The sequence below is a fragment of the Paenibacillus sp. 22594 genome, assembly GCF_052044425.1.
In the GTDB taxonomy this organism is placed as follows: Bacteria; Bacillota; Bacilli; order Paenibacillales; family Paenibacillaceae; genus Paenibacillus_AQ.
The window spans coordinates 620,617-635,009 of record NZ_JBQENA010000001.1; the positions used below are offsets into that span (position 1 = coordinate 620,617).

Annotated in this window: 13 protein-coding genes; all 13 read right to left on the reverse strand. The window is 49.5% G+C overall.

The annotated features are described in order from the left end of the window. Window positions 1–77: 77 nt before the first annotated feature. Window positions 78–941: a spore cortex-lytic enzyme gene (sleB, locus tag ACTJKB_RS02640; RefSeq protein WP_440831685.1), complete on the reverse strand. Its 864-nt coding sequence runs from the start codon at window positions 939–941 to the stop codon at window positions 78–80. Window positions 942–1,133: 192 nt separating this feature from the next. Then, a complete protein-coding gene (locus ACTJKB_RS02645) occupies window positions 1,134–3,791 on the reverse strand; it encodes a DNA translocase FtsK 4TM domain-containing protein (protein WP_440831686.1) in 2,658 nt (885 codons plus the stop codon). A gap of 127 nt (window positions 3,792–3,918) precedes the next feature. Next, window positions 3,919–4,134, reverse strand: a complete 216-nt coding sequence (locus ACTJKB_RS02650) for a YlzJ-like family protein (protein WP_440831687.1) — start codon at window positions 4,132–4,134, stop codon at window positions 3,919–3,921. Then, on the reverse strand, window positions 4,131–4,907 hold the full coding sequence (locus ACTJKB_RS02655; RefSeq protein ID WP_440831688.1) for a ClpP family protease: 777 nt from the start codon (window positions 4,905–4,907) through the stop codon (window positions 4,131–4,133). Before ACTJKB_RS02655 ends, ACTJKB_RS02650 begins: the two co-directional genes overlap by 4 nt. 333 nt (window positions 4,908–5,240) lie before the next feature. Continuing rightward, complete coding sequence (locus ACTJKB_RS02660; RefSeq protein WP_074110547.1) at window positions 5,241–6,920, reverse strand: ribonuclease J; 1,680 nt, start codon at window positions 6,918–6,920, stop codon at window positions 5,241–5,243. Window positions 6,921–6,981: 61 nt separating this feature from the next. Further along, window positions 6,982–7,167, reverse strand: a complete 186-nt coding sequence (locus ACTJKB_RS02665) for a hypothetical protein (RefSeq protein ID WP_440831689.1) — start codon at window positions 7,165–7,167, stop codon at window positions 6,982–6,984. A 344-nt stretch (window positions 7,168–7,511) separates the two neighbouring features. Next, complete coding sequence (dapA, locus tag ACTJKB_RS02670; RefSeq protein ID WP_440831690.1) at window positions 7,512–8,429, reverse strand: 4-hydroxy-tetrahydrodipicolinate synthase; 918 nt, start codon at window positions 8,427–8,429, stop codon at window positions 7,512–7,514. After that, on the reverse strand, window positions 8,404–9,624 hold the full coding sequence (dapG, locus tag ACTJKB_RS02675) for an aspartate kinase (protein WP_440831691.1): 1,221 nt from the start codon (window positions 9,622–9,624) through the stop codon (window positions 8,404–8,406). Before dapG ends, dapA begins: the two co-directional genes overlap by 26 nt. Window positions 9,625–9,812: 188 nt before the next feature. Continuing rightward, window positions 9,813–10,409 (reverse strand): dipicolinate synthase subunit B, encoded by a 597-nt coding sequence (locus ACTJKB_RS02680; protein WP_440831692.1) that lies wholly within the window; start codon window positions 10,407–10,409, stop codon window positions 9,813–9,815. After that, entirely contained in the window at window positions 10,410–11,306 is an 897-nt protein-coding gene (gene dpsA, locus ACTJKB_RS02685) for a dipicolinate synthase subunit DpsA (protein WP_440831693.1), read from the reverse strand. A 278-nt stretch (window positions 11,307–11,584) separates the two neighbouring features. After that, on the reverse strand, window positions 11,585–12,031 hold the full coding sequence (dut, locus tag ACTJKB_RS02690) for a dUTP diphosphatase (RefSeq protein ID WP_379151468.1): 447 nt from the start codon (window positions 12,029–12,031) through the stop codon (window positions 11,585–11,587). Next, complete coding sequence (locus tag ACTJKB_RS02695) at window positions 12,009–13,274, reverse strand: M16 family metallopeptidase (RefSeq protein ID WP_440831694.1); 1,266 nt, start codon at window positions 13,272–13,274, stop codon at window positions 12,009–12,011. The genes dut and ACTJKB_RS02695 overlap by 23 nt, the downstream gene beginning before the upstream one ends. A 78-nt stretch (window positions 13,275–13,352) precedes the next feature. Beyond that, entirely contained in the window at window positions 13,353–14,339 is a 987-nt protein-coding gene (locus tag ACTJKB_RS02700; RefSeq protein WP_440831695.1) for a polysaccharide deacetylase family protein, read from the reverse strand. Window positions 14,340–14,393 lie beyond the last annotated feature (54 nt).

Consider the following 14,393-nt stretch of genomic DNA (forward strand, 5'->3'; position numbering starts at 1 on the left):
TTCCAAAGTAAGGAAGCAACCGGAAGCAGGTTACCGGTTGCTCATGAGTCCGTTTTATACATTATGCAGCCTAACGGCTACATGCAGAAAATATGCTGGCCGATCGTCTTTACCTGTGGACGGGACCAAATCCATTTGGAAGTAGCTGTTTTCGGATTGAAGTAATAAATACAGCCACCCGAGGGGTCCCATCCGTTGAGTGCCTGCTGAACGGCTTTGCGCGCCTGTTCATTGGGCTCAAGATAAATCTGTCCATCCGCAACCGCCGTGAAGGCTCCCGGCTGAAAAATCACACCAGAAGGCGTCTTCGGAAAGTTTGGTGATTTCACACGGTTCAGGATGACTGCAGCAACGGCCACCTGGCCTTCAAAGGGTTCGCCACGCGATTCTCCATATACAGCGTTCGCCATAATTTTGAGATCATTCTCCGAGAGGCCCATTGCATCCCCTGAGGTCAACTCGACTGTATTGGAGTTAGCCGAATTCGAAGTTCCGGTATTTCCACTGCTTCCGGTCTTTTTGGCAGTACTCGTTGACGCTTCTGTTGGCTTCCAGGCTTTGGTGGCGTTATACAGCTTCAGCTTTGTTTTAGCACCGACTATGCCATCTGCCTTTATGCCAAATTTCCATTGGAACCAGGTTACTGCGTTCTTGGTTTTTGTCCCGAACTCACTATCTATGGCTCCCGCATAATATCCGAGATGCTTCAGCCTTCCCTGCAGTTCATAGACATCCTGGCCAGAAGAGCCCACTTTGAGCGGTACTGTTCCGAATGCCGGTAATGCCTCTTCCTCTGGCAAAGTGCTTTCCATCATAACAGATGCGTTATTATTCTGATTAGCGTAGACTGCTCCATTTGTTTTTAAAAGTAAACCTGTGAACGGAGAAGCTGCCAATGCAAGGGTTAGTACGGCAAATATCCACTGCTTATGCTTTTTCATTGGGATCGCTCTACCTTTCTCTTGTAAGTTCTGCATGGATGGCTAAAGTTATTATGACGACTGGCAGGACATCCTATGCATTAAGAAAGATCTTTCAATAAAGACTCCTTTGGATTCTCACAGAAAAGAAAATAAAAACAAGCCCCTTCCATTTAAGGAAGAGGCTTCATCCCGGAAATCCATTTACTAGCTCTAAGAACTAATCCGGTTGTGCTGATACTGTTCCAGTGACATCAATACCTCACGGGGCTTGCTGCCCTCGTAAGGCCCGATTACACTCCGGGCTTCCATGGCATCAATTAATCGTGCTGCCCGTGTATAGCCGACACGCATGCGCCGCTGAAGCAGTGATACCGAGGCTTGCTTCGCCTCGAGCACAATCTGAACAGCCTGCTCGTACAATTCATCCTGCGGCTCATCCTCTCCCATCACTGTATCATCTACCTCAGGGACAATGGATTCATCGTAATTGGCTTCTCCCTGACTTCTGACATACTGGACAATAGTCTCCACTTCCTGGTCACTCATAAAAGCACCTTGAACGCGGATCGGCTTGGATGCCCCCATTGGCAGGAAAAGCATATCTCCCCGGCCCAGCAGCTTCTCTGCTCCCGGCATGTCTAGAATGGTCCGAGAATCCACGTTGGAAGAGACACCAAACGCAATACGGGAAGGAATGTTTGCTTTGATAAGCCCTGTAATGACATCTACCGATGGACGCTGAGTGGCAATGATCAAGTGAATCCCCGCTGCACGTGCCATTTGCGCCAGTCGGCAGATTGCATCTTCCACATCGTTCGCCGCGACCATCATGAGATCCGCAAGCTCGTCCACAATCACTACAATGTATGGCAATATCGCTGCAGGGTTATCCTTCATCAGATTATTGTAGCCTTCCACATTGCGTGTACCCGACTTGGAGAACAACTCATATCTTTTTTCCATTTCGACTACAATCTTTTTCAAGGCCAGACTTGCACGTTTGGGATCTGTGACCACAGGAGCGAGCAGATGAGGAATCCCATTATATACATTTAGCTCAACCATCTTAGGGTCAACCATCAGAAATTTAACTTCATTCGGTTTAGCCTTATACAGAATACTGGTGATAATACCATTAATACAGACCGATTTCCCTGAACCTGTTGCTCCCGCTACCAGCAAATGGGGCATCTTAGCTAAATTGCCTACAATCGTCTGGCCCGAAATATCACGTCCGAAGGCGATCGACAATCTGGATTCAGCATCCTGGAAAATCTGGGTTTCCATGACCTCACGCATCGTTACTATCGATACTTCCGGGTTAGGTACCTCGATCCCAATGGCTGACTTGCCGGGAATTGGTGCTTCCATGCGGATATCTTTTGCAGCCAGCGCAAGAGCAATATCATCGGTCAGATTAACAATACGGCTAACCTTGACCCCGATATCCGGTTGAATCTCATACCGTGTAACTGCTGGTCCTCTAACGACCTCAAGCACCTTCGCTCTTACGCCAAAGCTCTCCAATGTAGCTTCCAGCTTGCGGGCCGTCTGCATGTAATCGTTCTGGTCACCCGCCTTGGCTCCGTTGTTAGGTTTGGCCAAAAGCCGGAATGGAGGCAACTTGTAAGGCTTCGGAGGCGGCGGGAGCGGCACCGGAATGGGCTCCCCGCCCTCTGAAGAATCCAGTAGACCATTCAGCTCAACCGGTACCAGTTCTTCTGCGGGAAGGCCACCCTCCGCAGGTATACCACTACTTTGGGCATGGGGAGGTGAATACGCATTGGCCTCCTTGACCGTTCCGCTGCGCGCTGCCGGCGAGAACTCACTCCACTCTTCACGATCCTCCGCATTCAATCCTTCAGCGCGGATATGTTCAAAGAAATCACGAATAATTGGCGTTGCCGGCTCAATATCATCACCCAAATAATCATCGTCGTCGTCCAGATAGGATACATCTCCTACAGGCAAGCCCGACAGAATGGGATCCGTATATGCACCATTCAGCACCACATCTCCGTTGTTAGAATTCTCAGACTGCCCTTCGTCGGGTAAAGGTCCAGTTCTTGGTCCACCACTGAACCAGCCTCCGATTCTTCTGAGGAATTGCGGCTGGCTTCGGTTAGGGAGCTGAGGTTCGTCCTCTTCCTCATCTTCATCCTCGACAGGCTGAGGAGCAGCATTCCTCCTTGTTCTGTCCGGTCTGGCAATCACAGGTACCGCTGCCGGGCGGTTAGCCGCTCTCTGCCGGATGTCTTCCACCAGCCTCACTATACGTACTCGCAGAAGCGTGAACAGTTCAACATAAGAGAGATTCGTAATCAGCATGAAGCTGATTGCCATCATGACAATCATCAGCAGCTTTGCTCCCAGATTGCCGAATAACCACAGTAATGCTGCGTACTCCAGTGCTCCAAGATATCCCCCGCTAATGTCCTTGCCCAGCATGTACACATCGCTACCGCCTACACCAGATGAGAGCGAACCCGACAAATCGTTCTGAATCTGTGCCAGCACATTTCCAGGATGCAGCATTGATAATGGACCCAATTTCTGTTCCATTGCCGAAATCGTACTCATCAGACACATGGAAAGTACCAGCAGAAGTACGCCGGAATGACGGCTGTTCCACGTAGAAGGCCACTTTCTGTGAATCATTACCATCAATCCATAAAAAATACCGACAAGCGGCAACACAAAATAGAACCTCCCGAATAAATACCCTGCCATATTGGAGAGTGAGCGTCCCACTGCCGCCTCACCGGATAATGCAATGACGGATATTGTAATCAGCATGATCCCGTAGATTTCATATTTTAAAACACTGCCGAGCAGTGCTTTTTTCTTTTTCTTTCTTCGTTTAGCCACACCAGCCACCCCCGGTACAATATTATACCATATAATGGCGTGGCGTACCTATGTTCTCTTTTGTCAGAAAATGCATCTTTCGGTAGAGTGTTCGCATTACCTTCTATAGAGTCAGGGAAACAGAATCTTATGGATTCCAGCGGATAATAGCTCCCGGCGAAAATGCCGGGTCCAGATACTTATCAAGGGGGCAATCAAGCAGTCTTACGATACGCGCCTGCCCGCGTTCCATAGGCTCCACCTGCATCAGCATGCCTTTTATGCTGACTTCCTCCAGCGGCTGTACAAAGCTAACTGCGCCTTCGTACACCTGCTCTATCGGAATTACCGTATACAGGGTCATTGCGTCAACCCTCCTTGCATGATTTGTACAGGCGACTGTGCAATATCTCCGGCGATCATCCCGTTCAAGCGGGACAACGCCGCACCGATTCCCCCCACCTCATCCATCAGTCCATACTTGACCGCATCATATCCGCCGACTGCAGTACCGATATCCCGGTTCAGTTCACCGGTTTTAAACATCAGATCCTTGAACTGCTGCTCGGAAATTCTTGAATGGGAGGTTACAAATCTCACCATTCTCTCCTGCATCCGCTCCATATACTCAAAGGTCTGCGGCACTCCGATCACCAGCCCGTTCATACGGATAGGATGGATCGTCATCGTGGCGCTCTCAGCTATAAGAGAATAACTGGAGGCTACTGCAATTGGAACCCCAATACTGTGACCTCCGCCAATGACCACTGTCACCGTAGGTTTCGACAAAGAAGCTATCATCTCTGCAATCGCAAGTCCTGCCTCTACATCGCCGCCGACTGTGTTGAGAATAATCAGCAGTCCCTTCACTGTTTTGCTCTGTTCGGCGGCCACCAGCTGCGGAATGATATGTTCATACTTAGTGGTCTTGTTATGCGGAGGCAGTACAAAATGTCCTTCAATCTGCCCGATAATTGTCAAGCAAAAGATATCCGGTTCGCCGGTTGGAACCACAGTCTGGCCCAGTTCCTTCACCACTCCTGCTGTCCCTGGAGGCATGGGCTCACTGGTCTGCGGTTTCACCACATCCGGGAGGATCTCCTCATTAGTGCCAACACTTCCATCGGTTATGTCCATTGTTCGCAGCACTCCCTTCTTGCTTGCAGCACACATAGACTGCAGCCATAATAACTTTGATTAGTATGATGTTACAGGGGACTTCGTTATACACAAGTACTCCATAAAATAACCCGTGCTCCATTTCCGGTCCAGTCCAGGAAGATCTCGCTACAGCAAAAACCCCTCCTCCCCTGGAAACCGTCCAATATTTCCGGGGAGAAGGGGCTTTTAGCCCTGCTTATTTATTTAGATAAGGATTGAAGTGTATAACATCAATCCTTATATTTCCAAACGTCACGAATGCCGTCCTTTATAAAAGGACGTAACCATTTCTGCCTGGTTAATTCTTAATTATACTTCCATGATAATCGGTAGGATCATCGGTCTGCGGCGGGTTTGCTCATAGAGGAAACGGCCGAGTGAATCTTTGACGCTTGTTTTGAGTGATGCCCATTCATTGACCTTCTCACTCATCAAGCGCTGCAGTGTTCCGGATACAATCCGGTTCGCTTCATCCAGGAGTCCTTCGGATTCCCGAACATAGACAAAGCCACGGGAAATAATATCAGGTCCAGATACGATAGCACCGTTCTGCTTGCTAAGCGTCACAACCACTACAAGAATACCGTCCTGAGACAGCAGTTTGCGGTCACGGAGTACAATGTTACCAACATCACCTACGCCAAGACCGTCAATCAGCACGTTGCCTGCAGTTACCTTACCGGCTCTGCGAGCGGCACCTCCGGAAATTTCAATCACTTCACCCAGTTCAGTGATGAAAATGTTGCTTGGTTCTACACCTACGGATTCCGCCAGCAATGCATGTCTGCGCTGCATCCGGAATTCTCCGTGAATAGGAATGAAATATTTTGGTTTCATCAAATTAAGCATAAGCTTCAGTTCTTCCTGGCTTCCGTGACCGGATACGTGAACGCCGGAGTTGGAACCGCTGTAAATGACGTTGGCTCCCAGTCTGAATAGCTCATCGATGGTGCGTCCGACATACTTCTCATTGCCAGGTACCGGTGTTGCTGCAATAATTACGGTATCGCCCGGCAGGATGTCCACTTTACGGTGACTGGAGCGTGCCATGCGGGTAAGCGCCGACATAGGTTCTCCTTGGCTACCTGTGCACAGTACTACTACACGGTTCCCAGCCATTCTGTTCATTTCTTCCGGTTCAATCAGCATGCCATCCGGAACATTCAGATACCCAAGCTCGGAAGCGATGGATACCACATTAACCATACTGCGGCCAATGACGGTAATCTTGCGTCCTGTTGATTCCGCGGCGTTCACCACCTGCTGAATGCGGTGCACGTTGGAAGCGAAGGTTGCTACCACCACTCGCTGTTCAGCTTTGCGGAAAATATCCTCAAGAACAATTCCGACATTCTTCTCAGATGGAGTGAAGCCAGGCTTCTCGGCATTTGTGCTGTCTGACATTAGTGCTAGTACGCCTTTTTGACCGATTTCAGCCATCCGGTGTAAATTAGCAAACTGACCATTGACAGGAGTATGGTCAAATTTGAAGTCACCTGTGTGAACAACATTACCTTCAGGTGTTTCGATGCATACGCCGACCGAGTCGGGAATACTGTGGTTCGTTCTGAAGAACGTTACTTTGAGTGAGGTTCCAAGTTCGATCTCTGAGTCCTCATTAATTAGAATGCGCTTGGTTTCTCCAAGAAGGTTCGCTTCCTTCAGCTTATTCTCTACAAGCCCCAGAGTAAGTCTTGTTCCGTATACCGGAACATTCAAGTTCTTGAGTACATAAGACAATCCGCCGATGTGATCCTCGTGTCCGTGGGTAAGAACAATACCTCTAACTTTGTCACGGTTCTCTGTTAGGTACGAGATATCCGGAATAACAATGTCAATACCGAGCATATCCTCTTCCGGGAATTTAAGTCCCGCATCCACGACTACAATGTCGTTCCCGTATTGAACCACATACATGTTTTTTCCGATCTCTCCGACTCCGCCCAAAGCGAAAATCGTCAATTTATCGTTGTTGTTTTTTTTGGACAAATGAATCTAACCCTCCTATGATGTTGGACGTCATACTTTTATTTGTAAACATTAAGCTTCATTATTTCAGCGGCGCTGAACACATCTTCAAATTGCTGATAGCTCCCACGATTAACAAGGAAATTCCATAAGTCTGCATAATTTCGCACTGCGAAAATTCCTGAATCGGGCAAGTGAAATCATTCTTGAGCGGAAAAACACCGTCAAAATTCACTGTCGCGCCCCTTGCGCGAAAATCCGGCTCCATTAGCGCAGACTTATTCAAGGACCTATCCTGTCTCACAATGTAAAATACATTGACGGAAGATTACCGCATATTTAATTTTTACCGCACCCAGTCACTTAAGAACATTATACATGATTTTTTTGGCAAAAGACAAGTCATCGGCTCCGTTACCCTATTCTTTCCTTGATTTCATTCGTTTATTTGAGAAAAAAGCATACGAAAACGTTTCACCATCTTGGGCTTACGGGTTTTGCAGGAGATTTAAACTTAATACTGCGTTTATATTTTTGACACAATACAAACAAAAGCCGGCACTCCTTGGAAGGAATACCAGCTTAAGATTCCAGCTACTGTAAATCCACTCTCTACTTCAGAAGTGCTGCAATAAATGCAGCCTCTTCTTCACTTGGTGATACTAGCGGTAACCGTACCGTACCAACATCCACACCGCGCAGACCAAGTGCATACTTCACTGCTGAGGGGTTTGGAAGCGGCTGCGGACATTCGAACAGACCTTTAAACACAGGGAACAGCTTGCGGTGAAGCGCTCCTGCCCGCTGTACATCGCCCGAGACGTACGCTTCGATCATCTCTGCCATCTGCTCACCAACGACATGGCTGGCTACACTGATAATGCCATGCCCCCCCACTGCAAGCGCAGCAAGTCCTGCAGAATCATCTCCCGAATATACACGGAAATCAGCCGGACAAGCAGAAGCTATCTGTGTAATTTGATCTACCGACAGACATTCCTTCGTTGCTACGATGTTCGGAATAGCGGCAAGCCTGAGTGTCGTGGCTGTACTCATGCTGACGCTGGTACGGCTAGGAACATTATAGAGAATTACAGGAAGTGACGTCTCCCCTGCTATGGCAGCAAAATGCTGATATAGTCCTTCTTGATTCGGTTTGTTGTAATAAGGAACAACCAGCAGCACGCCATCCACACCGATTTTCTCCGCTTCCTTTGTCAGATGTATGGAATGCCTAGTGCTGTTACTGCCTGTACCGGCGATGATTTTACAACGGCCTGCAGCTTTTTTCAGTACATAGGCGAATAATTCCAGCTTCTCTTCATCACTAAGGGTTGGCGATTCTCCAGTTGTTCCGCAGACCACAAGCGCTTCGGATTTCTTCTCCTCAATGAGATAGTCGACCAGCCGTGAGGTGGCTTCCCAATTGATCTCTCCGGCCCCGTCAAAGGGGGTTACCATAGCGGTTATTAATCTTCCGAAGTCCACTTTGAATTCCTCCTTGTCAGCGGTGTAATTCAAACTTGGCATGCAAAGCGCGCAGTGACTGCACCATATCTTCCTTTTTTACCAGAACCCAAATGGTTGTATTGGAATCCGCTGATTGCAGAATCTGAATATTCTGAGAGCTGAGCGCTTCAACGATGCGGGCCATGATGCCTGGAACCCCGTTGATCCCGCCCCCGATGACTGAAACCTTGGCGCAGCCGGACAGGCTTGAAGGACGCAGTCCCAGCTCCTGAAGGGCAGCAATCGCCTGTTCAGACTTGTCATCGTTCACCGTATATAGTGCTTCACTTGGTGTTACATTGATAAAATCAACACTGATGCCGTTGTCGGCCATGCTTTTGAATATCTGCAATTGCACACCGGTTCCGTTGCCATTGGGGCATTCCACTGAAATCTGGGTAATGTTGCTGACATAAGCGATCCCTGTAACATAGCGGTCTACCACTCCGTGCGAAACATCACTGAACCCTTCAGGATGTGTTACAAGTGTACCTTCAGCCTCGGAGAAGGTAGAGCGAACACGGACCGGAATCTGGGCCTGCATTGCAATTTCCACAGCGCGGGGATGTATCACCTTGGCCCCCTGATATGCCATGTTGCAGATTTCCGTATAGCTGACATAGGTCAGTTGTTTCGCATCTTCGACAATCCGCGGGTCCGCCGTCAGAATACCATCCACATCTGTATAAATATCAACCATATCCGCACGTAGAGCAGCACCAAGAGCAGTAGCCGAGGTATCACTGCCTCCGCGTCCAAGGGTTGTGAAATCACCGGCTTCGGTCTGACCCTGAAACCCGGTTACAATAACTACTTTATGCTCGCGTAACTCGCGCAGAATACGTTCAGTCCGCACATCCAGAATTCTGGCGTTTCCATAGTTGTTATCCGTCAGAAAACCAGCCTGCGCTCCTGTCAGCACGGTTGAGGGGATACCCTCATGCTCCAGCAGACCGCACAAGGTGGTAGCGGAAATGATCTCCCCGCAGCACATCAGCAGATCTTTCTCCCGGCTCGGCAGGGCATCCCCGTTCTGCACCGCCCAGTCCAGCAGTGTATCGGTCGCATAAGGCTCACCCTTGCGGCCCATAGCCGACACTACGACTACCAGGCTGAAGCCGCCGGCCAGCTCCCGTTTGACATGACGGATCACGTGTTCTCTGGCCGCTGGTGTGGAGAGTGAGGTTCCGCCGAATTTTTGCACCAAAATACCCATGTATAATTCCTCCATTGCTTCTCTAGGCAAGCACACTAATACGTATATACACCGTCCATTCCATAGGTGGAAAGAATCCGCCTACTACGGGGTCACTATTCAGATAGCTGAATAAAGTGTTGAACCGCCCTCAAAATGAGGACGGCAGATGTATACCTTATGGTCAGAATGCCTGCATGAAACGTTATCTATGCTGAATGAAACCGTTCGATAATCATCGGCTGCAGCTGATTGCCCTGCAGTGCCGCATAGCAGGCCTCTGGAATGAGATCCATCTGCGCCACAAGCGAGTTTGGCTTGCCCTGAGGGTTATCCTGGCCGAACGGAACGAAATAAATATTCTTCGTCACCAAAAGCTTCGCGATATTCGATGCATTCAGCCCGAGTCCATCATTAGTGGAGATCGCCAGCACCAGCGGCCGGCCATTGCGCATTTGCGATTTGGCGGCCATCAGCACGGGGCTGTCAGTCATGGCATTAGCCAACTTACTCGTCGTATTCCCGGTGCAGGGCGCGATGGTCAGTACATCCAACAGCTTGGAAGGACCCAGCGGTTCCGCTTCAACAATTGTAGAAATGATATCATTCCCTGTTATATCTTTCAACTGTTTTAACCAATTTTCCGATGTGCCAAAGCGAGTGTCTGTATTCAGCACAGATGCTGAAACAATTGGCACCACTTTGGCGCCGCTATCCATAAACCGTTGAATCTGCGGCATCACCTCGGCAAACGTACAGTGTGAACCGGTAATAGCATAACCTACTGTTTTTCCATGCCAATCCATTTATTCGTCCCCCCTGTTAAAAGTCTCGTCCGATATCGACTGTACCAGCGCACCTGCCATAATAATTCCGGCGCTTTTGGGAGCAACGATTCCGGGTAGTCCCGGTGCCAGCATGGCCTTGATCCCGCGTTTTTCCGCATAGCGGAAATCGCATCCGCCCGGGGCGGAAGCCAGATCGATAATTACACAGTGTTTGGGGAGACGCGACAGCACCTGCGCGGTAATAATCATACTTGGTATGGTATTGAAAATAAGATCAACTTCCGGCGCATGTACCAGCAGCTCTCCAGTCATAAAGGGCTTCCAGCCCATCTCCTCGGCCCGTGCGTAATGTTCTTGTTTTCTTACTCCCACCTTTACAACTGAACCCAAGCCCTGCAGCGCCCTGGCCATGGTGAACCCGGTTCTGCCCATGCCCAGGACCATTGAGGTCGAGCCATGGATTGTAAAATCCGTATTCTGAATAGCCATAACCAGCGCTCCCTCCGCTGTAGGGATGGAGTTGTAAATCGCCACATCGTCCCGGCTCAGCAGCTCCACCAGCTTCAGTGAATGCCTGGCGCACAGGCCACGCAAATAGCTTTTGGCCATACCGGTATATACCGTACAGCCGGATGGCAGCGCTGCAGCGTGTTCCTCCAGCAGTTGCAGGCGTTCTGTGGAAAAAAGGGCACTGATATTCCCTTCATCATCACAGCCTACCGTAGGCAGCACCAATACATCCGCACGGCTCAGCAGCTCTACCGACATTTGTTCAAGGCTTACCCCTGGGCCTGGGGTATCCCACTTGTCGAACCCGGCAGCGCTTACCGTCGCATCCATTTCCACACATTTCCGAATCACTTCAATCTGTCTCGCGTCCCCGCCCAGGAACACGATCCTGATGCCAGTAAGCATAGGGATGACGCTCCTTTCCACTTACACACTATCGACTATAGAGCATCTTATGCCGGGGTGGGCGGATGGGTGAATAGCGGAGAAGAATTGAACCGCATGCACCATCGAAAACGACTTTAAAATACAAATAAGCCGCCTCAGGTATGTACCGTAAGCAGCGTTTCAATATCAGTTGATAAACATAAAAAAGCTAAGCATCCAATACTTACCGACTTCAATCCGGTGTGCATTGGCACTGCTTAGCTTGAGCTAGTGATTATTGTAAATAATAGAACATCTTATTTACCAGTATGTCCAAAGCCTCCGGCTCCGCGCTCTGTCTCTGACAGTTCTTCCACTTCGACCAGTGTCACAGACGGCACAGCCTGAAAGACCATTTGGGCAATCCGCTCATTACGGGCGATGGCAAAAGGTTCCTGTCCCAGGTTGATGAGCAGCACTTTGATTTCACCGCGGTAATCGGCATCAATGGTTCCCGGTGTATTCAGGCAGGTAATACCATGTTTCAGCGCCAGCCCGCTACGCGGCCGGATCTGTGCCTCCAGGCCGTCTGGCATGGCTAGTGATATTCCAGTGGGGATAAGTGCCCGCCCGCCCGGAGCAAGCACAACAGCCTCTCCCACGGCGGCATACAGGTCATAACCCGAGGCCTGTTCGGACATTTTACGGGGAAGCTCTACATCCTCATTCCCGGGAAGCTTATTAATTTGAACGTAATACGACAAGATCATCTCTCCTAACATTGGCAATAGCTTTGTCTGTTGAGCCCACCATCGCTAGCGCGAGCGGCTCCGCGAACATATGATCCAGCAAGTGATTAACATCATCCATCGTCACCTGCTGGATTTTGGCGATCATATCATCCAGTGTATCGTGTCTTCCAAGCATCAGCTCGTTTTTACCGATACGGTTCATCCGGCTGCTCGTGCTTTCAAGGCTAAGAATCAGGCTCCCTTTAAGCTGCTCCTTGCCCTTCCTCAATTCATCTTCGCTAAGTCCATGGCTGGCAAGCTCAACCATCATTTCTTTGATCAGTTCTGTGACCTCTTTGGTCTGCTTCGGCGCAGTTCCTGCGTATACAGTGAACATCCCGCTATCCGCCTGAGAGCTGTGATAGGAGTATACTGAATAGGCCAAGCCGCGCTTCTCGCGGATCTCCTGAAACATACGTGAACTCATACCGCCGCCGATCGCATTATTCAGCAGCACCATCGGATATTGCAGGGGACCGCCGCTTTGCACACCAGGTAAAGAGAGGCAAATATGGTTTTGCTCTGTTTTTTTGCGGTGGAACAACAGCTCGCCATGGAAATCAGGCACAGTCAACGCTGGGGATTCGCCATGATTCTGAAAAGATCCAAAGTGTTTCTCCAGCAGCTCTGCCAATCCATCATTAATGTTGCCAGCTACGCTGATGACCGTATTCTCAATTGTATACTGAGCCTTCATATAAGCCCGGAGATCATCGGGAGTCATTTCCTGAAGCCGTTCTTTGAGGCCCAGAATCGAATACGCCAGTGGGTGTTCACCGTAGGCTGCGGCACACATCAGATCATGAACCAGATCATCCGGGGTGTCCTCACACATGGCGATTTCCTCCAGAATGACGTTTTTTTCCTTGGCCAGCTCTTCGGCATCCATACGTGAACGAAAGAACATATCAGCCAGCACATCTACAGCAATGGGCAGATGTTCATCCAAAACTTTGGCATAGTAGCATGTATATTCCTTAGAGGTAAATGCATTGACGTTACCGCCAATCGCATCGAACTGTTCGGCAATATCCTTTGCACTGTAGCGTTCGGTGCCTTTGAACAGCATATGCTCAATAAAATGAGAAATCCCGTTGTTCTGCGGAGTCTCATTGCGGGAGCCTGTTTTGACCCAGATTCCAAAGGAAACGGATCGGCCGGTGGGGATTTTTTCCGTTACCACCCTGAGGCCGTTTGATAACACTATTTTTTCCACTTCTAAATCCTCCTGGCATAGCCCTGGTTCTATCTGTATTTGGTATACGCGCCTTTTATCCTACCAGAATTATACGGCTCACTCAACATCGGCAGGCAGCACACGCTCTGAAGATAACGTTTGGCTTACTGTTCCCAGCTGCAGCCCTTTAGCCTTAATTCCACGGATCATGCCTTTCAATGCCTGAGATGAGGAAGCTGTTGGATGCATTAGAATCAGGGTTCCCGGCTCCGCCTTGCTGCTGATTTTGGTTATGATCGAATCCGGTGAAGGATTGCGCCAATCCACCGTGTCGAGCGTCCACAGTACTGTTTTGAGGCCAAGTGAGGCGGCAATCTCTACGGTTTCCTGGTCAAAATCACCGGATGGGGGTGCAAACCAAGTATTCGTCACACCGAGACTTTCCTTTAACAGATTCTGCGTTTTCTGAATTTCAGCTGTGGCCCTGGCCCTGCTCAAAGTGCTCATATTGGGATGGGTATATGCGTGATTTTCCATTTCATGACCGCGTTTCTGCATTTCCATTGCCAGTTCTTTATTGTGGCTGAGCCAGCTGCCATCCAGAAAAAAGGTGACCTTCACCTGTTCCTGATCCAGAATGTCCAGCATCGGGATAATATACTGGTTCCCCCATGCGACATTGATCATCAGTGATACCATCGGTTTCGCCGGATTGCCCCGGTAGATGGGATGGGCCCCAAGGTCACTTAATGAAACCTTAGGCTGAATTTGGCGGTAGAATAGCTTCAAAGCGTCATTTGGCCCCTTGAGCCGTGCATTCCTGTAGGTTGACTCCACATCTACCTCCAGACCGTTATAGCCCGGTATAGCCTTCCATACACGGTCCACGGTCGCATCCACTGGTGGGCTGTTTAGCTTGGATGCCTTGCTCTCGATGATCGTTCGTAAATCTTTTCCCGGCTCTGTGGAGACCTCGTTCCATACAGCCAGTCCTGTCTGCGGCTTAAGCTGGGACAACATTTCCTTCACCGGTCCTTGGGTACTGCCGATGCCGATTACCACAGCGATGCAGGCCAGTACAAGTGCCGCTTTTTCCGTCTTCATGACGTCTTTCCTCCCCGGCAGAAACGGTTCATTTATCGGTCCCGGCACAGAACA

What these genes read in the sequence shown, in the direction of transcription:
- dapA (WP_440831690.1), bottom strand. Translation starts at nt 8,429, where the DNA reads ATGCCAAGTTTGAATTACACCGCTGACAAGGAGGAATTCAAAGTGGAC.
- ACTJKB_RS02700 (WP_440831695.1), bottom strand. Translation starts at nt 14,339, where the DNA reads ATGAAGACGGAAAAAGCGGCACTTGTACTGGCCTGCATCGCTGTGGTA.
- ACTJKB_RS02655 (WP_440831688.1), bottom strand. Translation starts at nt 4,907, where the DNA reads ATGGACATAACCGATGGAAGTGTTGGCACTAATGAGGAGATCCTCCCG.
- dpsA (WP_440831693.1), bottom strand. Translation starts at nt 11,306, where the DNA reads ATGCTTACTGGCATCAGGATCGTGTTCCTGGGCGGGGACGCGAGACAG.
- sleB (WP_440831685.1), bottom strand. Translation starts at nt 941, where the DNA reads ATGAAAAAGCATAAGCAGTGGATATTTGCCGTACTAACCCTTGCATTG.
- ACTJKB_RS02650 (WP_440831687.1), bottom strand. Translation starts at nt 4,134, where the DNA reads ATGACCCTGTATACGGTAATTCCGATAGAGCAGGTGTACGAAGGCGCA.
- ACTJKB_RS02665 (WP_440831689.1), bottom strand. Translation starts at nt 7,167, where the DNA reads ATGGAGCCGGATTTTCGCGCAAGGGGCGCGACAGTGAATTTTGACGGT.
- dapG (WP_440831691.1), bottom strand. Translation starts at nt 9,624, where the DNA reads ATGGGTATTTTGGTGCAAAAATTCGGCGGAACCTCACTCTCCACACCA.
- ACTJKB_RS02680 (WP_440831692.1), bottom strand. Translation starts at nt 10,409, where the DNA reads ATGGATTGGCATGGAAAAACAGTAGGTTATGCTATTACCGGTTCACAC.